20 protein-coding genes and 1 pseudogene are annotated in these 23,046 nt (G+C 66.8%); 14 read left to right on the top strand and 7 right to left on the bottom strand.

The window, feature by feature from the left end; genetic code table 11:
• Positions 1–4: 4 nt before the first annotated feature.
• The 6 genes from HZI36_RS03605 (at position 5) to HZI36_RS03580 (ending at position 6,777) form a co-directional block, all read left to right on the top strand.
• Positions 5–817 carry a beta-ketoacyl synthase chain length factor gene (locus HZI36_RS03605; RefSeq protein WP_179401262.1) on the top strand — a complete coding sequence of 271 codons (813 nt, stop codon included), beginning with the start codon at positions 5–7 and terminating at the stop codon, positions 815–817.
• Positions 814–1,311 (top strand): hotdog family protein, encoded by a 498-nt coding sequence (locus tag HZI36_RS03600; RefSeq protein ID WP_179401261.1) that lies wholly within the window; start codon positions 814–816, stop codon positions 1,309–1,311. Before HZI36_RS03605 ends, HZI36_RS03600 begins: the two co-directional genes overlap by 4 nt.
• Positions 1,301–1,636 (top strand): hypothetical protein, encoded by a 336-nt coding sequence (locus HZI36_RS03595; protein ID WP_246326947.1) that lies wholly within the window; start codon positions 1,301–1,303, stop codon positions 1,634–1,636. Before HZI36_RS03600 ends, HZI36_RS03595 begins: the two co-directional genes overlap by 11 nt.
• Positions 1,637–2,166: 530 nt before the next feature.
• On the top strand, positions 2,167–4,305 hold the full coding sequence (locus HZI36_RS03590) for a hypothetical protein (RefSeq protein ID WP_179401260.1): 2,139 nt from the start codon (positions 2,167–2,169) through the stop codon (positions 4,303–4,305).
• Between the two features lie 13 nt (positions 4,306–4,318).
• A complete protein-coding gene (locus tag HZI36_RS03585; protein ID WP_179401259.1) occupies positions 4,319–4,603 on the top strand; it encodes a hypothetical protein in 285 nt (94 codons plus the stop codon).
• A 35-nt stretch (positions 4,604–4,638) separates the two neighbouring features.
• A complete protein-coding gene (locus HZI36_RS03580; protein WP_179401258.1) occupies positions 4,639–6,777 on the top strand; it encodes a phosphocholine-specific phospholipase C in 2,139 nt (712 codons plus the stop codon).
• A 98-nt stretch (positions 6,778–6,875) separates the two neighbouring features.
• Here HZI36_RS03580 and HZI36_RS03575 read toward each other — a convergent pair whose 3' ends face one another.
• The 4 genes from HZI36_RS03575 to tauA all read right to left on the bottom strand — a co-directional run bounded on the left by HZI36_RS03575 (position 6,876) and on the right by tauA (position 10,774).
• Positions 6,876–7,751 (bottom strand): LysR substrate-binding domain-containing protein, encoded by an 876-nt coding sequence (locus tag HZI36_RS03575; RefSeq protein ID WP_179401257.1) that lies wholly within the window; start codon positions 7,749–7,751, stop codon positions 6,876–6,878.
• Positions 7,752–7,891: 140 nt separating this feature from the next.
• A complete protein-coding gene (locus tag HZI36_RS03570; protein WP_179401256.1) occupies positions 7,892–8,833 on the bottom strand; it encodes an ABC transporter permease subunit in 942 nt (313 codons plus the stop codon).
• A complete protein-coding gene (locus tag HZI36_RS03565; RefSeq protein ID WP_179401255.1) occupies positions 8,826–9,641 on the bottom strand; it encodes a taurine ABC transporter ATP-binding protein in 816 nt (271 codons plus the stop codon). Before HZI36_RS03565 ends, HZI36_RS03570 begins: the two co-directional genes overlap by 8 nt.
• A 56-nt stretch (positions 9,642–9,697) precedes the next feature.
• Positions 9,698–10,774 (bottom strand): taurine ABC transporter substrate-binding protein, encoded by a 1,077-nt coding sequence (gene tauA / locus HZI36_RS03560; protein WP_179401254.1) that lies wholly within the window; start codon positions 10,772–10,774, stop codon positions 9,698–9,700.
• Between the two features lie 477 nt (positions 10,775–11,251).
• Here tauA and HZI36_RS03555 point away from each other — a divergent pair, with 477 nt between their 5' ends.
• The 6 genes and pseudogenes from HZI36_RS03555 (at position 11,252) to HZI36_RS03530 (ending at position 15,577) form a co-directional block, all read left to right on the top strand.
• Positions 11,252–11,587: an ArsR/SmtB family transcription factor gene (locus tag HZI36_RS03555; protein ID WP_179401253.1), complete on the top strand. Its 336-nt coding sequence runs from the start codon at positions 11,252–11,254 to the stop codon at positions 11,585–11,587.
• Between the two features lie 19 nt (positions 11,588–11,606).
• Positions 11,607–12,101 (top strand): arsenate reductase ArsC, encoded by a 495-nt coding sequence (locus HZI36_RS03550; protein WP_179401252.1) that lies wholly within the window; start codon positions 11,607–11,609, stop codon positions 12,099–12,101.
• Positions 12,102–12,111: 10 nt separating this feature from the next.
• Positions 12,112–13,176 (top strand): annotated as a pseudogene (gene arsB, locus HZI36_RS03545) (ACR3 family arsenite efflux transporter); the annotation flags it as partial.
• An 82-nt stretch (positions 13,177–13,258) separates the two neighbouring features.
• Complete coding sequence (gene arsH / locus HZI36_RS03540; protein ID WP_179401251.1) at positions 13,259–13,981, top strand: arsenical resistance protein ArsH; 723 nt, start codon at positions 13,259–13,261, stop codon at positions 13,979–13,981.
• 215 nt (positions 13,982–14,196) lie between these two features.
• A complete protein-coding gene (locus tag HZI36_RS03535; protein ID WP_179401250.1) occupies positions 14,197–14,868 on the top strand; it encodes a hypothetical protein in 672 nt (223 codons plus the stop codon).
• 1 nt (position 14,869) lies between these two features.
• On the top strand, positions 14,870–15,577 hold the full coding sequence (locus tag HZI36_RS03530; RefSeq protein WP_179401249.1) for a hypothetical protein: 708 nt from the start codon (positions 14,870–14,872) through the stop codon (positions 15,575–15,577).
• Between the two features lie 153 nt (positions 15,578–15,730).
• On the opposite strand, the gene HZI36_RS03525 is transcribed toward HZI36_RS03530, so the two are convergent.
• Positions 15,731–16,285 (bottom strand): single-stranded DNA-binding protein, encoded by a 555-nt coding sequence (locus tag HZI36_RS03525; RefSeq protein WP_179401248.1) that lies wholly within the window; start codon positions 16,283–16,285, stop codon positions 15,731–15,733.
• A gap of 74 nt (positions 16,286–16,359) precedes the next feature.
• On the bottom strand, positions 16,360–17,553 hold the full coding sequence (locus HZI36_RS03520; RefSeq protein ID WP_179401247.1) for an MFS transporter: 1,194 nt from the start codon (positions 17,551–17,553) through the stop codon (positions 16,360–16,362).
• Positions 17,554–17,811: 258 nt separating this feature from the next.
• On the opposite strand from HZI36_RS03520, the gene uvrA reads away from it, so the two are divergent.
• Positions 17,812–20,682 (top strand): excinuclease ABC subunit UvrA, encoded by a 2,871-nt coding sequence (gene uvrA / locus HZI36_RS03515; RefSeq protein ID WP_179401246.1) that lies wholly within the window; start codon positions 17,812–17,814, stop codon positions 20,680–20,682.
• Positions 20,683–20,955: 273 nt separating this feature from the next.
• On the top strand, positions 20,956–22,041 hold the full coding sequence (locus HZI36_RS03510; protein WP_179401245.1) for an AI-2E family transporter: 1,086 nt from the start codon (positions 20,956–20,958) through the stop codon (positions 22,039–22,041).
• A 110-nt stretch (positions 22,042–22,151) separates the two neighbouring features.
• On the opposite strand, the gene purU is transcribed toward HZI36_RS03510, so the two are convergent.
• On the bottom strand, positions 22,152–23,036 hold the full coding sequence (gene purU, locus HZI36_RS03505) for a formyltetrahydrofolate deformylase (protein ID WP_179401244.1): 885 nt from the start codon (positions 23,034–23,036) through the stop codon (positions 22,152–22,154).
• Between the last annotated feature and the right edge of the window lie 10 nt (positions 23,037–23,046).

Below are 23,046 nucleotides of genomic sequence, written 5' to 3'. Positions count from 1 at the left end.
TCCCATGACACTCGGCGCCTACATCGAAAGCATCGGCCTGATCGGCCCCGGACTCGACGGCTGGCCGCACGCGGCCGACGTGCTCGCGGGCCGCGCGGCCTATGTGAGCGCGCGCACCGCGCTGCCGCCGCCCGCCGGCCTGCCACCGGCCGAGAAGCGCCGCACCGGGCCCGTCGTCCGGGTCGCGCTCGCGGCCGGTCACGAGGCGGCCGCCGCGAGCGGACGCGACGCCGCGACGCTCGCGACCGTGTTCACCGCGTCCGGCGGCGACGGGCAGAACTGCCACGCGATCTGCGAAACGCTCGCGGGCGACGACCGGCAACTGTCGCCGACCCGCTTCCACAATTCCGTGCACAACGCGCCGGCCGGCTACTGGAGCATCGCGACACGCGCGATGGCGCCGTCGAACGTGCTCTGCGCGCACGACGGCAGCTTCGCGGCCGGCCTGCTCGAAAGCCTCTGCCAGATCACGGTCGACCGCACACCGATCCTGCTGATCGCATACGACACCGACTACCCGGAGCCGCTGCACGCGGTGCGGCCGATCCCCGACGCGTTCGGCGTCGCGCTCGTGCTCGCGCCCGACGCGGGCCCCACCGCGCTCGCGCGCATCGACGCGCACCTCACCGATGCGCCCGCGACCACGCTCGCTTCGCCCGAGCTCGACGCGCTGCGGCGCGGCAACCCGGCCGCACGCGCGCTGCCGCTGCTCGCCGCGCTCGCCGCGCGCCGCTCGTCGAGCGTCGTGCTCGACTATCTGGCCGACACGCGCGTGCGGATCGACGTCGCCGTGCCGGCCACGGAGGCCGCCCGATGAGTCGTCAGATAAGCCGGCCGCCGCCGACGCTCGACCGCGCGTGGATCGCCGCGCGGATTCCGCACAGCGGCGCGATGTGCGTGCTCGATGCGGTCACCGACTGGGACGACACGCACATCCGCTGCATCGCGACGAGCCATCGCGATCCGGCGAATCCGCTGCGCGCGAACGGGCGGCTCGCGGCCGTTTGCGGAATCGAATACGCGGCGCAGGCGATGGCCGTGCACGGCGCGCTCGTCGGCGCCGCGCACGACCGGCCGCGCGCCGGCTTTCTGACGAGCGTGCGCGGCGTCGACGCGCACGTCGACCGGCTCGACACGCTCGACGCGCCGCTCGTCATCGACGCAGAGCGCGTGAGCGGCAGCGACAACACGGTTCTGTACAGCTTCACGCTCCGCTGCGGCGAGCGCGTGCTGCTGACGGGCCGCGCCGCCGTGATGCTCGATGCCGACGCCGCGCGGCGCAACGACGGCGACGGCGGCGATGCCGCGTAACCTTTTATCCGACGAACGCTTTTATAGGATCAATGACGTGAAGAAAGCTTGCCAAATCGTACTGGTCGCGCTGTCACTCGCGACACTCAGCCATGTGGCCAACGCGGATGTCGCCGAAGTCGGTCACGACATCAAGCGGGACGCGAAGGCCGCCGGCAAGGGCATCGGCCACGGCGCGCGCGAATTCGGACACGCGACGAAACACGCGGCGATCGAGGTCGGGCACGGCGCGAAGGCGGCCGGCCACGGCGTCGCGAACGCGACGCGCAACGGCTGGCACGCGACCAAGCGCGCGACGAAGCGCGTGTTCCACAAGAACGACTGACGCGCCCTGCCTCCGACCGTCGCGCGCGAGGGTTTTACATCCGCACGCCGACCTCTGGCAGCCTATCTCGGACCTCCCACCGCCGATCGCGGACCTCTGACCGCCGATCGCGGAGGTTTGAGCGCCGCGCATGAGCCTCCGAGCGCCGATCGCGAGGATTTGAGCGCCGCACACTCGGGCGTTTGAGCTCCGATCATGAGAGTTTGAGCTCGGATCGCGAGAGTTTGAGCTCGGCGCGCGGGTCGTTGAGCTCGGATCACTGGACCTTTGAGTTCGGCGCGCGGGCCTCTGACCCCCGATCGCGAGGGTTTGACCTCGACGCACTCAAAATGCGAACAGGCCCGAGTCAGTTTGCGCAACCCGGCGTGGTGGCCGGCCGCCACGCGAAAGCCCTGAAGCCCCGCCTCCCCCCAAAAAAGCTGATACCTGTATCAGCGCGTTTCTGCCAAACGAAATACTGGCATCGCATCCCCTGTCCAGAATCCGGCCAGTCCTCCGGCTGCGTCCGGACATTCCAATCAGGGGAAATCATGCAGAAGACCACTCTCGCGCGGCTGCTGTGCGGGTTGACGCTGGTCGGCGCGCTCGGCGCGTGCGGCGGCAACACCGATAGCGCTGGCAACCCGCTCGGCAGCATGAATGCGGCCAACTCGAATTCAAACGCAAACGCAAACGGCAACAACGGTAACGGTCAGACGACGCCGCCCGGCCAGCAGGTCGTCAACCGCGCGCTCGTGATCGAGCTCGACGGGCTCACGTACGCGGCGCTCGCGGCCGGCATCGCCAACGGCTCGCTGCCGAATCTCGCGAAGCTGCAGGTCGCGCCCGCGTACAGCGGCGGCGTGAACGGCACGCTCACGCAGCAGCCGAACCTCGACACGCCAAGCTGGGCGACGCTGCTGACCGGCACCTGGGCCGATCGCCATCAGGTGCTGTCCGACGCGCCGAACCAGGCAATGCAGGCGCCGACCGCATTCGACACGCTGAAGACCGCGCAGGCCGGCCTGCTCGGCGCGGCCGTCGACTCCGCGAACCTCGCGTCGCTGCTGGCCGGCGAACGCAACGCGGGCAACCTCGACACGCTCGCGAACTGCGCGTCGGTCGACAACTGCGTGACGCAGCAAAGCGCCACGATGATCGACCAGGGCTACTCGCTCGTCGTCGCGCAATACCACTCGGCCGAGGACGCGGCGCTGAACTACGGGGTCAACGCGCCCGCGTACGCGAACACGCTGAAGCAGCTCGACGCCGCCGTCGGCGCGCTCGTCGACGCCACCGCGAAGCGCAAGAAGGAGAACTGGCTGATCGTCGTCACCGGCGGCCACGGGCTGAACGCGGCCGGTGGCAGCGACGGCCTGCCGCTGCTGTCCGAATCGACGACGTTCATCGCGATGAACCAGGCCGACAACGGCCGCCTCGGCAGCGCCGCGCAGCCCGCGTCGCTCGCCGATCTGCACACGCGCGCGAGCATCGCCGACGTCGCGCCGACCGTGCTCGCGCAACTGAACGCACTGCCGGGCGCATCCGCGTACGAAATGGACGGCGGCGAGTTGATCGGCGCGCAGCCCGTGTCGCAACTCGCCGGCACGACGAGCACGGACGGCCAGAGCCTCGTGCTGTCGTGGGTCGCGCCGTCGACCGGCGCGATCGCGGTGTGGCGCGCGGGCCAGCAGATCGCGACGCTGCCCGCCGGCACGACGACCTACACCGACAGCCAGCTCGGCCTGACGGCCGCCGGCACGTACCGCTTCGACTACGTGGTGACGGCCGCGGGTGCAGCCGGGAATGCGCCCGTCGGCGGGATCGAGCAGATCAGGTACGTGCCGCCGCCGCCCCCGCCGCCGCCGCTCGCGACGACACTGAAGAGCGGCCTCGTCGACTACTACCCGTTCGGCGCGCTGCCGGCCGTCGACGCGCTGAACGCGAGCACGATGGGCCCGTTCGCGGCCGACGCGAACGGCGGCTCGCTCGCCGCCGATCCGTTCGGCGGCCAGGGGCTGCAGGTGAGCACGCAGACCGTCGACGCAAACGGCTACGACGGCTACAAGCTCGTGCAGAACGCGGACATCGCGACGCAGCCGCAATTCACGATCGGCATGTGGGTGATGACGCCGTGCACCGACGTCGTCGGCTTCGGCACGCCGGTGTTCGCGAACAAGAACTGGCAGAGCGGCAAGAACCCGGGGATCGCGATCGGGCTGTTCCCGCAGGCGTCGGGCGCGCCGTCGGGCACCTGCAACATCCAGTACAACGCGGGCGACGGCACGAACCGCAACGACCTGAAGACGATGAACGTGACCGCGAACAAGTGGGTGTACGCGGCGTTCGTGATCGACACGGTCGGCAAGACGATGACCGCGTACACGTTCGATCCGGTGATCGGCGAGCAGAAGCAGACCACGCCGCTCACGGTGTCACTGTCCGCGCTGCCCGGCCTCGGCACGAAGACGTTCGGCATGAACGAGGACGGCACCGGCCAGTACCACATGCTCGCGTGCGGCCATCCGGCGAGCTACTACAGCGGCGGCTACACGGTCAATGCGTGCGCGACCGTGAAGCCGAACGTCGAGAGCTTCTCCGACGTCGCGACGTGGAACCGCGTCGTCACCGAAACCGAGCTGCAGTCGATCGCCGGCTCGGGCAAGCCGCTGTCCACGATCCTTCACTGACCGGAGTTCCGACATGAACGCGATTTCCCTGGCGCGCCTGCGCGGCGCCGCCCCCCGCGCGCGCGCCGCGCTCGCCGTCGGCGTGCTCTGCGCGCTCGTCGCCGGCTGCGGCGGCGACTCGTCGGACGACGCGAGCGGCGCCGTCAAGGCCAACGTGAACGCGGCGGCTGCCGGCGCCGGCGGCGCGAGCGCGCCGGTGCCGATCGTCGCGATGCCGGGCGCGGGCCCCTGCCCGGCGTCGGGCACGACCGCGCTGCCGTCGCCGTCGCTGAACGCCCAGTTGCGCTGCGCGCCGTGACGCGCGCGCCCTCCCGAGACGACCTTCATTCGAACATGACTTCCATCGACCGCCGCTCGTTTCTCCGTGCCGCCGCCGCCGGCACGGCCTTCGCGATGTTCCCGCCGGCGATCCGGCGCGCGCTCGCGATCCCCGCGAACAACCAGACCGGCACGATCAACGACGTCCAGCACGTCGTGATCTTCATGCAGGAAAACCGCTCGTTCGACCATTACTTCGGCACGATGCCCGGCGTGCGCGGCTTCGGCGACCGCCTGACGATCCCGCAACCGGGCGGCACGCCCGTCTGGCAGCAGAGCGACGGCACGCGAGCGGTGCTGCCGTTCCATCTCGACAGCACGAAGGGCAACGCGCTGCTCGTCGGCGGCGCGCACTCGTGGACCGACGCGCACGACGCGTGGGACAACGGCCGGATGACGACCTGGCCGAAGTACAAGGGCGACGCGTCGATGGGCTATCTGCAGCAGCCCGACCTGCTGTTCCACTTCGCGCTCGCGAACGCGTTCACGATCTGCGACGCATATCACTGCTCGCTGCACGGCGGCACGAACTCGAACCGGATCTTCCTGTGGACCGGCACGAACGGCCCGACGGCCGCGAACGCGGCGGTCGTGAACAACGACGGCTGGGACGGCCTCGGCGCATCCGCGACCGGGCTGCGGTGGACGACCTACCCGGAGCGCCTGCAGACGGCGGGCGTGAGCTGGAAGGTCTACCAGAACCTGCCGGACAACTACACGGACAACCCGCTCGCCGGCTTCGCGACGTTCCGCAAGGTCAACGAGACGATCCCCGGCTCGCCGAACGCGCCGTATACGCCGGCGATGGAGGCGCTGTCGCCGCTGTACAAGGGAATCGGCAACACGATGCCCGACGGCGGCTTCCTGCAGGCGCTCGCGACCGACATCGCGGCGGGCCAGATGCCGCAGGTGAGCTGGATCGTGTCGCCGCAGGCGTACTGCGAGCACCCGGGCGCGTCGACGCCGGGCCAGGGCGCGTACTACCTGCAGTTGCTGCTCGACACGCTGACCGCGAACCCGGAGATCTGGAGCAAGACCGTGCTGTTCGTCGACTACGACGAGAACGACTGCTTCTTCGATCACATGCCGCCGCCGGACGTGCCGTCGCTGAACCCGGACGGCACGTACGCGGGCAAGTCGACCGTCACCACGCAGTACGAATACTTCACCGTGCCGAACCCGCCCGGCGATTCGTCGCCGCTGCCGCCGGACGGCCGTCCGTACGGGCCGGGCCCGCGCGTGCCGATGTTCGTCGTGTCGCCGTGGAGCACCGGCGGCTGGGTGAACTCGGAAGTGTTCGACCATACGTCGGTGCTGCGTTTCCTCGAGCAGCGCTTCGGCGTGCACGAGCCGAACATCAGCCCGTGGCGCCGCGCGGTGTGCGGCGACCTGACGTCCGCGTTCAACTTCAAGAACCCGAACACGAACCCGACGACGTCGTTCTCCGCGCCGACCAAGGCCGCGGCCGACGCGCAGCACACGCAGCAGGCGGCGGCGGGCGCGGTGCCGGTGCCGTCGGTCGCCGCGCAGCAGATGCCGGCGCAGCCGCAGGGCACGCGCGCGTCGCGCGCGCTGCCGTACGAGCTGCACACGAGCGCGAACGCGGACGTCGGCGGCGGCCTGCTGTGGCTCACGTTCAGCAACACCGGCACCGTCGGCGCGGTGTTCCATGTGTACGACAAGCTGCATCTCGACCGCGTGCCGCGCCGCTACACGGTCGAGGCGGGCAAGCAGCTCTCGGATTCCTGGAGCGCGGTCGCGGACGACGCGGGCAATTACAACCTGTGGGTGCTCGGGCCGAACGGCTATCACCGCGAATTCCAGGGCAACGTCACGCAGGCGGCGAGCGGCCCCGCCGCCGAAGTCCGCGTCTGCTACGACCCGGCGAACGACGCGGTGTACCTGACGATCATGAACGTCGGCAACGCGGCGAGCCAGGTCACGGTCACGTCGAACGCGTACCGCACCGACGGCCCGTGGACCTACGCGGTGCCGGCCGGCATGCAGGTCGAGCCGTACTGGGTGCTCACCGCGTCGAGCGGCTGGTACGACTTCACGCTGACCGCCGAGAATGGCCTCGCGCGGCGCTTCGCCGGCCACGTCGAAACGGGCCGCGACAGCATCAGCGATCCTGCGATGGGCACGCCCGCGTGAGCGCGACGCGTCGCCCGCTGCCGCGCATGATTGCGCGGCCGATCGGGCACGCGGCGAGCCGATCGTCGAACGATTCGAGACCGTGAGCGGGCGTGCCGCTAAGCCCGCTCGTCGCGGCACTCGACGTTCGCCATGAACGCGGCGATGAGCCGCGTATCCGCGCGCGCGTCGAGGTAGTACAGGTATTCGTGCATGCGCGGCATGTCGTCGACGAGCGGGATCGCGCGCAGCTCCGGATGCGCGCCGACCTCGCCGCGCGGCATCAGCGTGCAGCCCATGTCGTGCCGCACCGCCTCGCGGATCGCCTCGCGGCTGCCGAGCTCGATCACGCCGGCCGGCAGCGCGACGCCCGCGTGCTTCAGCACGTGCTCCATCAGCGTGCGCGTGCGCGAGCCGGGCTCGCGCAGCAGCAGCGTGTGACCGGCGAGCTCCGCGAGCGCGGCCGCGTCGCGCGACGCGAGCGGATGCGACCGGTGCACGACGACGACGAGCGGATCGTCGGCGATCGTGTGCCGCACGAAGCGCGGATCGGCGTCGCGCTGCGACGACACCGCGACGTCGACGCGAAAGTCGGCGAGCGCATCGAGCACCTGCCGCGAGTTGCCGATCTCGATACTGATCCTGACGGCCGGATACTGGCGCCGGAACGCGGCGATCGCGGGCAGGATGTAGAACGGGCCGGTGGTGCCGACGCGCAGATTGCCGGTGCGCAGTTCGCGCTCGTTGCGCAGCGCGAAGTCGACATCGTTCTCGATCTGCAGCATCTGGCCGATCATCGGCATCAATGCCGCGCCGACGTCGCTGAGATCGAGACGGTTGCCGCGCCGGTGGAACAGCGCGACGCCGTAATGGCGCTCCAGTTGCTGGATCCGCGACGTGATCGTCGGCTGGCTGACTTCGAGCCGCTTCGCCGCCGCGGTCACGCTGCCCTGACGGGCGGTTTCATAGAAGGCGGCGAGCAGCAGGGCGAGCATGGCGGAGGACGGAAGGCGACGCGCGTACGATACGCGCGTCCGGTGTCAGCGAGATGACGCGTCACGAACGACGCCGTGCCCGTGCCCGTGCCCGTGCCGCGCGGGCGCGCGCGGCACGGGCACGGCGGCGTGTCACATCGTCAGACCTTGCCCTTCCACGGCACCAGCGCCTTCTCGAGATAGCGCATCAGCATGTCGAAGCAGAGCGCGAAGAAGCCGATCACGATGATCCCCATGATCACGACGTCGCTCGCGAGGAACTCGGCCGCGTTCAGCACCATGAAGCCGAGGCCGCTCGTCGACGCGACCATCTCGGCCGCGACCAGCGTCGTCCAGCCGACGCCGATCCCGATCCGCATCCCGGTGAAGATCTCCGGCAGCGCGGATTTCATGATCACGTGCAGGATCACCTGCCGGCGCGTCGCGCCCATCGAGTACGCGGCGTGGATCTGCTCGATCGACACCGAGCGCACGCCCGCGCGCGCGGCGATCGCGAGCGGCGCGAAGATCGCGAGATAGATCAGGAACACCTTCGAGAACTCGCCGATCCCGAACCAGATGATCACGAGCGGCAGATACGCGAGCGGCGGCAGCGGACGGTAGAACTCGATCGGCGGATCGAAGACCCCGCGCATGATCCGCGACACGCCCATCATGATCCCGATCGGAATCGCGGTCACGCACGCGAGCGCGAACGCGCCGAACACGCGCAGCAGGCTGATCCCGGTGTGCTGCGCGAGCGTCGAGTTCGCGAAGCCGTCGGTCGACACCACGATGAACTTCGCGTAGACCGCCTGCGGCGACGGCAGAAACAGCGGCTTGATCCAGTGCAGGTTCGTCGCGAGGAACCAGACCCCGACGAGCACGATGATCGTCACGATGCTCGTCACCGCGCTGCTGCCCTGCCCCGGCGCGCCGAACGAGCCGCCCGGCTTCACCGGCTTCTTCGCGAACAGGCGCGGGCGCTGCGGTCCGCGCGGCGGCGCGCCGCGCCGGTCGTCGGAGACCCCGCCGGCCGTGTGGTCGACCGCGCCGGACTGGAGGACCGGGTGTCCCCAGTGCGTCGATTTGGAGCTAGACATGAACGACCTCCTGCTCGGCTTCGCCCCTGCGTTCGTCGCCGTAGATGATGCCGAGCACGCGCTCGCGCATCGCGATGAAATCCGGGCTCGACTTGACCGTGCGCGCATCGCGCGTCTCGAGGAAGCGCCGGTTGAAATCGAGCTCGTACGTGTGCGTGATGCGCCCTGGCCGCGGCGACATCACGATCAGCCGGCTCGCGAGGAACAGCGCCTCCTCGACGCTGTGCGTGATGAAGAAGAACATCTTGTTCGTCTTCTTCCACACGTCGAGCAACAGCTCCTGGATCGTCTCGCGCGTCAGCGCGTCGAGCGCGGCCATCGGCTCGTCCATCAGCAGCATCGCCGGATCGCAGGTCAGCGCGCGCGCAATGCCGACGCGCTGCTGCATCCCGCCCGACAGCTGATAGATCATGTGCTGATGAAAATCCTGCAGCCCGACGAGCGCGAGGTTGCGCGCGGCGATATCGCGGCGCGTCTTCTTCGGCACGCCCTGCAGCTTCAGCCCGAACTCCGCGTTCTCCATCACGCTGAGCCACGGCAGCAGCGCATGCTTCTGGAACACGACGCCGCGATCCGCGCCGGGCCCCATGATCGGCTGCCCGCCGAGCAGCAGCGCGCCCTTCGTCGGCGCGATGAAGCCGGCCATCATCGACAGCAGCGTCGTCTTCCCGCAGCCCGACGCGCCGAGCGCGACGACGAAATCGCCCTGCGCGATAGTCAGGTTGATGTTGTCGAGCGCGTGGACGGACTCCCCGGGCCGGCGGCCGGGAAACACGACGCTCACGTCCTTGATCTCCATGCTTTCCATCTGCTGTCTCCTCGTTGACGGCGGGCACGGTAGCGCGCGCCCGCCGCGGAACTCCATTACTTCAGCTTCTGAGCGGCTTCGGCATAGTCGGGCGTCACGAACTTCGCGTAGTCGGGCAGCACCGCGTCGATGCGCTTCTGATCCTTCAGGAATCCGGACGTATCCTTCAGCGCGAACGCCGCGCGGCTCGCGGCGCCGCCGCCGAGCCAGTCCTTCGACACCTGATCCTGCAGCGACGGGAACGCGTAGAGCGACAGCGACGCCGGCACGTCGGCGGGCGTGCCGCCGATCATCTTCGCGATCGCGGCCGCCTGCGGCGACGACGCGTTCCATTGCGCCGGGTTCGAGCGATACTGCTCGTCGATGTTCTCGATCGCACGCACGAGCTTCGCGAGGAAGTCCTTGTGTTCCTCGCCCCACTTGCGGTCGACCGCGATCCCGTCGAACGTCGGCTTGCCGAGCTTCGACAGCTCACCCGACGTGACCAGCACCTTGCCCGACTTCTTCAGCTGCGCGAGCGCCGGATCCCACACGTACGCGGCGTCGATGTCGCCACGCTCCCATGCGGCGACGATCTGGTTCGGCTGCATGTTCAGGATCTGCACGTCGGACGGATTGATGCCCCAATGCTGCAGCGCAAACATCGTGTGATAGTGCGTGGTCGACACGAACGGCACGCCGATCTTCTTGCCCTTCAAGTCCGCGGGCTTCGTGATCCCGGAGCCGTTGCGCACGACCATCGCCTCGGCGTTGTTGATGTTGTCGAGGATCCAGAACAGCTGCAGGTCGAGGCCCTGGCTCACGGCCGCGGCGAGCGGGCTCGAGCCGATCACGCCGACCTTCACGTCGCCGGATGCCATCGCGGTCGCGACTTTCGCGCCCGATTCGAACTGGCGCCAGTTGATCTTGTAGCCGGTGGCCTTCTCGATCGAGCCGTTCGCGATCCCGACGATCCACGGGTCGACGATCTGCTGATACGCGATCGTCACTTCCTTGTCCTGCGCATAGGCCTGGCTCGCCCCGAAGAGCGACACGAGGCCCAGCACGGCGGCGAAGGCGAGAAAGCGGGCGGCGAAGCCGCGCGCGAGGCGGCCGAGCCATGATGCAGGCTGGGCGGGGTTCGGATGATTCATGGCGGGTCTCCCGTGCGTCGATGGGTGCGGGGTTCGGCGTGCTATGCGACTCGGTCGCAGCTCACCCGGCATGTCGGCTTGCGAAGGGCCTATGCCAATCACCTCCGCCGGGTCGATTCGAGTATCGTCACTAAAAATTCCGGCAGGTTAGTGCCAGACAACGCCAATCGTTGAGTCCACATCCCGCGCGCAGCGCGCGGCCACGCGGCACGCACGCGCGTGCGGGGCTACTGAAAGAAGTTTAGGTAACCGTGGACCGGTGCCGCAGAGGGCGAACCCGTAAGCGGATGCCACGTCGCGCGGCGTCCCAAATGTTGATCTAGCTCAAATTCAGGGCCCCTTTCGATCCAACCCGTTTTGAATCGGCTTGGTTTGTTACCGATCCGGATCGGAATGGTTTCCGCCGAGACGAACCCGCCGCTGGATGACGATGCCCCACGCTTTACTTGGATTCGACATTTCGATTAATATCGAACAATGGAAACGAACCAGACCATCGCCGCGCTCGCGGCACTCGCACACGAATCCCGGCTCGCGGTCTTCCGGGCACTGGTGCAGGCGGGGCCGCAGGGCTTGCCGGCCGGCCGGATTGCCACGCTGCTGGATGTGGCGCCGTCATCGCTGTCGTTCCACCTGAAGGAGCTGGCCCATGCCCAGCTCGTCACCAGCCGCCAGGAAGGCCGCTTCGTCTTCTATTGCGCGAACTTCGCGACGATGAACGGCCTCTTGGCCTACCTCACCGAGAACTGCTGCGGCGGCAACCCCTGCTCGCCGACGGCCGCGTGTTCGACGTCCGGCGAGCAGCGATCATGAACCCTCCGAATCCTCACACATGACCACGAACGTACTGATCCTCTGCACCCACAATTCGGCACGTAGCGTGCTCGCGGAAGGCATGCTCAATCATTGGGCCGCGAAGCTCGGCAAGGACGTGCGCGCGTACAGCGCCGGCAGCGCGCCGAGCGGCCGGCTCAATCCGTTCGCGCTGGATGCGCTGACGGGCGCGGGCGTGGACGTCAGCGGCTACCGCAGCAAGAGCTGGGACGAGTTCGTGGGCGAAAGCGCCCCGGAGATGCGCATCGTCATCACGGTGTGCGACAGCGCGGCGGCGGAGACGTGTCCTTACTGGCCCGGCAGCCCGGTGAAAGTGCACTGGGGCTACGCCGATCCGTCGAACGCGTTGGGCGGCGACGAAGGCAAGCGACTCGCCTTCGAGCTCACGCGCCAGGCGATCGGCTATCGGATGCTGCAGTTGCTCGCGCTGCCGCTTGATCGTATGAGCAATGCCGAACTTCAGGCGGCCTTGGTCGACATCTCGAAAAACTGACCACGCCACGATGAACACGTCCAACATCGCCCCGCCCCGAAAGGCCGTCACCAAGCCTTCCATCAACTTCTTCGAACGCTATCTGACCGTCTGGGTGGCGCTGTGCATCGTCGCCGGCATCGCGCTCGGCCAGGCGCTGCCCGGCCGGTTCCAGCAGATCGGCCGGATGGAATACGCGCAGGTCAATCTCCCGGTCGGGCTGCTGATCTGGGTGATGATCATCCCGATGCTCGTCAAGGTCGACTTCGGCGCATTGCATGAAGTCCGTCAGCACGTGAAAGGCATCGGCGTCACGCTCGTCGTGAACTGGCTCGTCAAGCCGTTCTCGATGGCCTTTCTCGGCTGGCTGTTCATCAAGCACCTGTTTGCGCCGATGCTGCCGGCGGACCAGCTCGACAGCTACATCGCCGGCCTGATCCTGCTGGCCGCCGCGCCGTGCACCGCGATGGTGTTCGTCTGGAGCCGGCTGACGGGCGGCGATCCGCTGTTCACGCTGTCCCAGGTCGCGCTGAACGACAGCATCATGGTGGTCGCGTTCGCGCCGCTGGTCGGCCTGCTGCTCGGCATTTCCGCGATCACGGTGCCGTGGGCGACGCTGCTCACGTCGGTGGTGCTCTACATCGTCATTCCGGTGATCCTCGCGCAAATCTGGCGCAAGTGGCTGCTGTCGAACGGACAGGCGGCATTCGATGCCGCGATGGCAAGGATCGGCCCGTGGTCCATCACCGCGCTGCTGGCCACGCTGGTGCTGCTGTTCGCGTTCCAGGGCGAAGCGATCCTGAAGCAGCCGCTGGTGATCGCGCTGCTCGCGGTGCCGATCCTGATTCAGGTGTTCTTCAACTCGGCGCTCGCGTACTGGCTCAACCGCGCGGTCGGCGAGAAGCACAACGTCGCGTGCCCATCGGCGCTCATCGGCGCGTCCAACTTCTTCGAGCTGGCGGTCGCGGCCGCGATCAGCCTGTTCGGTTTCCATTCCGGCGCCGCGCTCGCGACGGTCGTTGGCGTGCTGATCGAAGTGCCGGTCATGCTGCTGGTGGTGCGCATCGTCAACCAGTCCAAGGGCTGGTACGAGCAGGGCGTCGGCATCCCGCCGGGCCCGCGGACGGGATCGTTCGGCAAAAAAGACGGCGATGTCGCGATCGACGCGGAGGGTAAGCATGACTGACCGTCTGAACGATCTGCCGCAACTCGACGCCACGCTGTTTCGCGTGCCGGACGCCGGTCAATTGCGACCGGCGTCGCCGTCGACCCATCCGCCCCGATTCCTGCTCCTTTACGGATCGCTGCGCGAACGCTCATTCAGCCGCCTGCTGACCGAGGAAGCGACTCGCCTGCTCACCGCGATGGGCGCCGAGGTGCGCGTATTCAATCCGAGCGGCCTGCCGCTGCCCGACGACGCGCCGGAAAGTCATCCGAAGGTGGTCGAACTTCGCGAGCTGGCGCAATGGTCTGAAGGGATGGTGTGGTGCTCACCGGAGCGGCACGGCGCGATGACCGGGATCATGAAGTCGCAGATCGACTGGATTCCGCTGTCCGTCGGCGCCGTTCGCCCGACTCAAGGAAAGACGCTGGCCGTCATGCAGGTCAGCGGCGGCTCGCAGTCGTTCAATGCGGTGAACCAGATGCGCGTGCTGGGACGCTGGATGCGCATGCTGACCATCCCGAACCAGTCGTCAGTGGCGAAGGCCTTCATGGAATTCGACGAAGCCGGGCGGATGAAGCCGTCGGCCTACTACGATCGTGTCGTGGATGTGATGGAGGAACTGGTCAAGTTCACCTTGCTGATCCGAGATATCGGCCCTTATCTGGTCGACCGGTACAGCGAGCGCAAGGAAAGCGCCGAGGAGCTGTCGAAGCGCGTCAATCAGCGCGGTATCTGAGTGCGCGGGTGCTGTGGCCATGAGGAGTAGGGATCGCCCTACACCGCCAGCGCGTCTGCCGGAGGCTTCAGCGAAGTGCTCCAAGCGCTTGACAAATTTTCACAGTCCCACAACTAGCGGCCATAGTCCGTGGACAGAAAATTAACAGGGCCAGAATTAATTTTCATTGACAAAATTGCCAACCAAATAAAATATTTGTCCATCGTCCACGGACCATGGACACAAAACACTGGCACGATATGAAAAGTCAAGACCTCCTGCTCTTGCTCAAGCTGGTTGCGCTTGAGCGCCGTACATCCGAGCACCCGTCCAAGGAAGGGCGCGATCTGACGAAGTCGGTCGTAGATCCGTCGGAAGCAATCGACAGTATCCCGGAAGTTCCGGACGACATATCCATGCCGCCTCAATTGAATCTCGAGATGGATCCCTACAGCGTGCGTGGATTGGCGGATGCGACGGGTATCAGCAAATCCGAGATTAGCAATGTCTTGGCCCGCTGCTATTCCAACGGACTTGCCCGATCGCAGAAGCGGAGCGGTTCACCGGTAGTCAATCGCCGGGAACTCGAAGAATTTCTAGCCTACGGCGTCCGGTTTGTTTTCCCTACAAAAATAGCTGGTCTGGCGCGCGGCATTCCGACCAGCCTCACCGCACCAATCTTTCAGGGCATACTTCGCAGTGCAGGCGATTACCTTCCTGTCTGGCCCGATCCACACGGCGACACTCTCGGCCTCGCCGTGGAGCCGTTGTACAAAACAGTGCCCATCGCGATCAGGAAAGACGAGACACTCTATATGCTGCTCGCCACCGTGGATTCGATTCGCGTGGGACAACCACGCGAACGGAAGCTCGCCATCACGCAGCTACAAAACCTTCTGGATTTTTGAAATGGCCTCTATCGACGACTACATCGGGATGATACGTACAGTTGCCAAAGCGATAGGACCAGAACTCTGTCAAGACGTCGCTTTCGTCGGAGGCTGCACCACTGCCTTGCTGCTGACCGATCTCTACACGCAACAACAAGTAAGACACACGGACGATGTTGACCTCATCGTGCACGCGGTGAGTTACCCGCATTGGGAGCAACTGAAGGAACAGTTGCGCAAGAAAGGTTTTCGGGAAGACATGTCCGAAGATGCCCCCATCTGCGCGATGTTTCTCGCCAAGTTGCGTGTCGACTTCATGCCGGACGACGCTGAGATTTTGAAATTCGGGAATGCGTGGTATCAAGACGCCCTTGAAAGCGCTGAGCCGCGCGATATTGGCGATGGCATAACTGTCAAAATTGTACGCCCCGAACACTTCCTCGCGACCAAGCTCGCGGCATACCTCTCTCGCGGAAACAACGATCCGCTGGACAGCCAGGACATCGAAGATATTCTCACTCTCCTTGATGGGCGCTCCGAAATCGGCAACGAGATGCTGCAGGCCAAAGCAGAGATGCGCAAATATGTGAGCAACCAACTGCAGTTACTTCAGAAGCATCGGGATTTCGAGAATGCCGTGGCATCCGCAAGTAACGGTGATCCCGCGCGAGAGAAAGTCATTCATGAGCGAGTGAATCTCATCATTTCTTTCGCAGAGCTCGAATGAGCGAACTCGCCCCTCTCGCCTGTTCAAGCTTGTTTGCAATCAGCGCAATTCAACACCTCATGCTCCAACCATCGAATCAGCACGGCACAAATAAAAGGCCCGCGTGCTTTTGACACACGGGCCTCAATCAACAAAAATTCAGCTTAGTAGGGTCTAGAACGGAATATCGTCGTCCATCTCGTCGAACCCGCCGCCGGCCGGCGCGCTCGGACGGCTCGTCGCCGCGCCGCCGCGCGCGCCGCCACCACCACCGGCACCCGCGCCGCCGCCAGCGCGACCACCACCGCCGCCGCGCTCCATCTGCTCGCCACGGCCACCGCCGTAGCCGCCGCCATAACCTTCGTCACCGCCGCCAGCGCCGCCGCCCGAGCCGCCGCGACCGCCGAGCATCTGCATCTGATCCGCGACGATCTCGGTCGAATAGCGGTCCTGACCGTCCTGACCCTGCCACTTGCGCGTGCGGATGCGGCCCTCGATATACACCGACGAGCCCTTCTTCAGGTACTCGCTGACGATCTCCGCGAGACGGCCGAAGAACGCGACACGGTGCCACTCGGTCATTTCCTTGAACTCGTTGGACGCCTTGTCCTTGTAGCGATCGGTCGTCGCGAGGCGGATGTTCGCAACCGCGTCGCCGCTCGGCAGATAACGCACTTCGGGATCGGCGCCGAGATTGCCGACGAGGATGACCTTGTTGACGGATGCCATGTGTTTCTCCAATAAATTCGATGCGAAGCCGCGCGCGAAACCGTTCGCCGATGCGTCGGCCGGCGCGCGCCGCGTCAGGCCTTGCGCGGGGGCGGCTTCATGCCGGCCGCGATTATAAGCCACGCGGCCACGAGCCCCGAGCACGTCAGGAAGACCGTGTCGGCCCCGCCGTGCTTCAGCAGCCAGCCGCCCGCGAAGCCGCCGAGCGCGAGCCCGATCGACTGCGTCGTGTTGTACACGCCGGTGGCCGCGCCCTTGCGCGAGCCCGGCGCGAGCTTCGACACCAGCGACGGCTGCGACGCCTCCAGGATGTTGAACCCGAGGAAGTAGACGAACAGAATCGCCGCGACAATCAGAATGGTATGCGGTGCGGTGCCGAGCGCCAATTGGCCGATCAGGATAGCCAGAATGCCACCGAGCAGCACCGGCTTCATCTTCCCGCGCGTCTCGGCCGCGATGATCGCCGGCACCATCATCACGAACGACAGCCCCATCACCGGCAGATACACCTGCCAGTGCGACGCGACCGGCAGCCCGGCGTCCACCAGCAGGCGCGGCACGACGAGGAACAGCGCGGTCTGCGTCGCATGCAGCGCGAGCACGCCGAAGTTCAGTCGCAGCAGCTCGACGTTGTGCAGCACCTCCGCGAACGGCGCCGGCACGTGCACCGGCCTCGGCGCATCCGGCACGATCCACACCACGACGCCGATCGCGAGCAGCGACAGCACGCCGATCACCGCGAACAGCCCGTTCATCCCGACCCAGTGGAACACGATCGGCGCGCCGACGATCGCAACCGCGAACGACACGCCAATCGAGCCGCCCACCATCGCCATCGCCTTCGTGCGGTTCTGCTCGGACGTCAGGTCCGCGATGAACGCGAGCACCGCCGACGATACCGCCCCCATTCCCTGGATCACCCGCCCGACGATGATCCACTGGATGTCGTGCGCGCCCGCGGCGACGAAGCTGCCGAGCGCGAAGATCACGAGGCCCACGGCGATCACCGGCTTGCGGCCGAACTTGTCGGACGCCCAGCCGTAGAAGATGTACAGCAGCGACTGCGTGACGCCGTACGCGCCGAGCGCGATGCCGACGAGCAGCACGTTGTCGCCGCCCGGGATCGTTTTCGCGTAGACGGAGAACACCGGCATGATCATGAACAGCCCGAGCATGCGCAGCGCGAAAATGGCCGCGAGCGACAATGTCGCGCGCATTTCGGACGGGGACATGCGGGTGCGGGAAGACGTGGCGGACGGATTGGACATCGATCGGAATCGGATTTCGGATGATCGGAACGTCGCCCTGCAGCGGGCGGCAGGAGAACCGGGCCGGCGGGCCGGGCTGCCGCCATCGGTCCGGACCGTCGACCGCCCGCCTCGCGGCGGCGCGCCCCGGGCGGAGCCCGTCCGGCGCGGCCCGCCGGCCGCCTTGCGGACAGCTGCTGCCAACACTGGGAGCCCCGAACGACGGTCTCGAAAAGCCGTTATAGTAGCAGGTTTGTTCTCCCCTCTTTCGCCAGGTTCATGGAACAAATCCGTATCCGTGGGGCCCGTACCCACAACCTGAAGAACGTCAATCTCGACCTGCCGCGCCACAAGCTGGTCGTGATCACCGGTCTGTCCGGATCGGGCAAGTCGTCGCTCGCGTTCGACACGCTGTACGCGGAAGGCCAGCGCCGCTACGTCGAGAGCCTGTCCGCGTACGCGCGCCAGTTCCTGCAGCTGATGGAGAAGCCCGACGTCGACCTGATCGAGGGGCTGTCGCCCGCGATCTCGATCGAGCAGAAGGCGACGTCGCACAATCCGCGCTCGACGGTCGGCACCGTCACGGAGATCCACGACTACCTGCGGCTGCTGTACGCGCGCGTCGGCACGCCGTACTGCCCGGATCACGAAATCCCGCTCGAGGCGCAAAGCGTGTCGCAGATGGTCGACGCCGCGCTCGCGCTGCCCGAGGAAACGAAGCTGATGATCCTCGCGCCCGTCGTCGCGAACCGCAAGGGCGAGCACGCGGATCTGTTCGAAGAGATGCAGGCGCAGGGCTTCGTGCGCTTTCGCGTGCGCTCGGGCGGCGGCACCGCGAACGAAGGCGTCGCGCAGATCCACGAGGTCGAGTCGCTGCCGAAGCTGAAGAAGAACGACAAGCACACGATCGACGTCGTCGTCGACCGGCTGAAGGTGCGCCCGGACATGAAGCAGCGTCTCGCGGAATCGTTCGAGACCGCGCTGCGTCTCGCCGACGGCCGCGCGATCGCGCTCGAGATGGATACGGATAAAGAACATCTGTTCAGCTCGAAGTTCGCGTGCCCGATCTGCTCGTACTCGCTGCAGGAGCTCGAGCCGCGCCTGTTCTCGTTCAACAACCCGATGGGCGCGTGCCCGGACTGCGACGGCCTCGGCCAGATCACGTTCTTCGATCCGAAGCGCGTGGTCGCGCATCCGTCGCTGTCGCTCGCGGCGGGCGCGGTGAAGGGCTGGGACCGGCGCAACCAGTTCTACTTCCAGATGCTGCAGAGCCTCGCCGCGTTCTACGAGTTCGACATCGACGTCGCGTTCGAGGATCTGCCCGAAAAGATCAGGAAGGTGCTGCTGTTCGGCTCCGGCAAGCAGACGATCCCGTTCGCGTATATCAACGAGCGCGGCCGCACGACGGTGCGCGAGCACGTGTTCGAGGGGATCATCCCGAACCTCGAGCGCCGCTACCGCGAGACCGATTCGGTCGCGGTGCGCGAGGAGCTCGCCAAATACCAGAACAACCAGCCGTGCCCGACCTGCGACGGCACGCGCCTGCGCCGCGAGGCGCGTTTCGTGCGCATCGGCGCCGGCGGCGACGCGCGCGCGATCTTCGAGATCAGCGGCTGGCCGCTGCGCGACGCGCTCGGCTATTTCAGCGCGCTGTCGCTCGACGGCGCGAAGCGCGAGATTGCGGACAAGGTCATCAAGGAGATCGTCGCGCGGCTCACGTTCCTGAACAACGTCGGCCTCGACTATCTGTCGCTCGAGCGCAGCGCGGAGACGCTGTCCGGCGGCGAGGCGCAGCGCATCCGCCTCGCGTCGCAGATCGGCTCGGGCCTGACCGGCGTGATGTACGTGCTCGACGAGCCGTCGATCGGCCTGCATCAGCGCGACAACGACCGCCTGATCTCGACACTGAAGCACCTGCGCGACCTCGGCAACTCGGTGATCGTCGTCGAGCACGACGAGGACATGATCCGCACCGCCGACTACGTCGTCGACATGGGCCCGGGCGCGGGCGAGCACGGCGGCTCCGTGGTCGCCGAGGGCACGCCGAAACAGGTGCAGTCGGACGCCGATTCGCTGACCGGCCAGTACCTGTCCGGCAAGCGCACGATCGAGTATCCGGACGAGCGGATCGCGCCCGACGACGAGCGGCAGCTGCGCATCGTCGACGCGCACGGCAACAACCTGAAGAACGTGACGCTCGAGCTGCCGGTCGGCCTGTTGACCTGCATCACCGGTGTATCCGGCTCCGGCAAGTCGACGCTGATCAACGACACGCTGTACCACGCGGTCGCGCGGCATCTGTACGGCTCGTCGGCCGAGCCGGCGCCGCACGAGTCGATCGAGGGCCTCGAGCATTTCGACAAGGTGATCAACGTCGACCAGTCGCCGATCGGCCGCACGCCGCGCTCGAACCCGGCCACGTACACGGGCCTGTTCACGCCGATCCGCGAGCTGTTCTCGGGTGTGCCGGCGTCGAAGGAGCGCGGCTACGATCCGGGCCGCTTCTCGTTCAACGTGAAGGGCGGCCGCTGCGAGGCGTGCCAGGGCGACGGCGTGCTGAAGGTCGAGATGCACTTCCTGCCGGACGTGTACGTGCCGTGCGACGTCTGCCACGGCAAGCGCTACAACCGCGAGACGCTCGAAGTCCAATACAAGGGCAAGAACATCAGCGAGGTGCTCGACATGACGGTCGAGCACGCGCACGCGTTCTTCAACGCGGTGCCCGTCGTCGCGCGCAAGCTGAAGACGCTGCTCGACGTCGGCCTCGGCTACATCCGGCTCGGCCAGTCGGCGACGACGCTGTCCGGCGGCGAGGCGCAGCGCGTGAAGCTGTCGCTCGAGCTGTCGAAGCGCGACACGGGCCGCACGCTGTACATCCTCGACGAGCCGACCACCGGCCTGCACTTCCACGACATCGCGCTGCTGCTCGAAGTGATCCACCGGCTGCGCGACCAGGGCAACACGGTCGTGATCATCGAGCACAACCTCGACGTGATCAAGACGGCCGACTGGGTGATCGACCTCGGCCCCGAGGGCGGCGCCGGCGGCGGCCAGATCATCGCGCAGGGCACGCCCGAGCAGGTCGCGAAGACGAAGGCGAGCTTCACCGGCCGATACCTCGCACCGCTGTTGAAGCGCGGCCGCAAGTAGGCGGGCACCCACCCGCATCGCGCGCGGCCGGCCTCGCGGCCCGCGCGTGCCCTCTTCCTTCGCGTGCCATTGTCCTTCACGCGCCCGCTTCCGCGGTCCGGCCCCACTCCGCCGCCAGCCCGCGAGCGCCGCGCGACGCTCGCCCGCGCAACCCTGCGCGCGCTCCGCGTGTTTACACCCGGCTTAAAACAGCCCGTCGCGGCCCATAATGGTTGCTATACTTTCCGACCGTAAGGTTTCCACGCGGCGCCGTGCCGTCAACAGGACTATCCGATGGAGAAGCAAAAGGAGTCGCCGCGCGATTCTCAATCCCGTGAGCCACACCTGCGCAGCGTGCGGCTGACGAGCGATTTCACGCTGCCGCACCTGACGGCGATCGAGAGTGCCAGCTACCTCCTGACGTTCGTGTCGCTGTGGCTCGTCCTCGAGCTGAATCTGCTCGGCGGCGTGCTCGCCGGGCTGCTCGTGTACCAGCTCGTGCATACGATCGCGCCCGTGATCGAGCGCCACACGACGAGCCGCAGCGCGCGCTGGTTCGCGGTCGTGCTGCTGTCGATCGCGATCGTCGGCCTGCTCGCGGGGCTCACCGTCGGCATTCTCGAGCACTTCGAGCACACGGTGCCGAACCTGCAGAACCTGCTCGGGCAGGTGATGCAGATCGTCGACCAGACCCGCGCGCGCACGCCCGCATGGATCGCGAACCTGCTGCCGGTCGACGTCGCACAGATGAAGGCGAAGGCGTCGCTGCTGATGAGCGCGCACATGGAGCAGCTGCAGCAGAGCGGCAAGAGCGTCGCGCGCGGCCTCGGGCACGTGCTGTTCGGGATGATCGTCGGCGCGATGATCGCGATCGGCGTCGAGCACAACAAGCCGCGGATGCCGCTCTCGACCGCGCTCGTGACGCGCGTGTCGCGCTTCGCGGATTCGTTCCGCCGGATCGTGTTCGCGCAGGTGAAGATCTCCGCGCTGAACGTGACGCTGACGGGCGTCTACCTGCTCGTCGTGCTGCCGGCGTTCCACGTGCGGCTGCCGCTGTCGAAGACGCTCGTGCTCGTCACGTTCATCACCGGGCTGCTGCCGGTGATCGGCAACCTGATCTCGAACACGCTGATCGTCGCCGTGTCGCTGTCGATCGGCATGAGCACCGCGATCGCGTCGCTCGTGTTCCTCGTGCTGGTCCACAAGCTCGAATACTTCCTGAACGCGCGGATCGTCGGCGTGCAGATCGAGGCGCGCGCATGGGAAATCCTGCTCGCGATGATCGTGATGGAAGCCGCGTTCGGCGTGCCGGGCGTGATCGCCGCGCCAATCTTCTACGCGTACCTGAAACGCGAGCTGCATGCGCTGCGGCTGATCTGACCGGCACCGTTTCCGGCGCCCCGAAGCGAAACGCCGCGCCCGGATCTTCCGGTGCGCGGCGTTTTCACATCCGTCGGCCGTCGGCCGCTATCGGTGACTTAGCGGGTGACTTAGCGGAACACGACCGTCTTCGTGCCGTTCAGCACGATCCGGTGCTCGACGTGCCACTTCACCGCGCGCGCGAGCGTCACGCACTCGACGTCGCGGCCGATCGCAGTCAACTGGTCCGGCGTCATGCTGTGGTCGACCCGCTCGACTTCCTGCTCGATGATCGGGCCTTCGTCGAGATCGGTCGTCACGTAGTGCGCGGTCGCGCCGATCAGCTTCACGCCACGATCGAACGCCTGGTAATACGGCTTCGCGCCCTTGAAGCTCGGCAGGAACGAATGGTGGATGTTGATCGCGCGCCCCGCGAGCCGCGCGCACATGTTCGGCGACAGAATCTGCATGTAGCGCGCGAGCACGACGAGGTCGGTCTGATGCTCGTCGATCACCTCGAGCACGCGCGCCTCCTGCGCGGCCTTCGCGTCGGCCGACGCGCCGGCCGCGAGCGGCAGGTGATGGAACGGAATGTTGTAGCTCGCGGCGAGCTGGTAGAACTCCTTGTGATTCGACACGATCGCCGGAATCTCGATCGGCAACTGGCCGGTGCGGTAGCGGAACAGCAGATCGTTCAGGCAGTGGCCGATCTTCGACACGAGGATCACGACGCGCGGCTTCACGCCCGCGTCATGCATCTCCCAGCGCATCCCGAACTGCTCGGCAAGCGGCGCGAACTGCGCGCGCAGCGTATCGAGCGCGGCCGTGGCCGCGAACTCGCTGCCCTCCTGCACGAAATGTACGCGCATGAAGAACTCGCCGCTGCGGCTGTCGCCGAACTGCGCGGAATCGAGAATGTTGCTCGCGCGCTCGAACAGGAAGCCCGAGACCGCGTGGACGATGCCGTGCCGGTCCGGGCACGACAGTTTCAGGATAAAGCTGTGATCGGCCGACATGGCGGCTACT

This window comes from Burkholderia guangdongensis, from assembly GCF_013403875.1.
Classification (GTDB): domain Bacteria; phylum Pseudomonadota; class Gammaproteobacteria; order Burkholderiales; family Burkholderiaceae; genus Burkholderia; species Burkholderia guangdongensis.
Note: the sequence above shows the minus strand (reverse complement) of the source record. Positions and strands in the feature narration are given on the sequence as shown.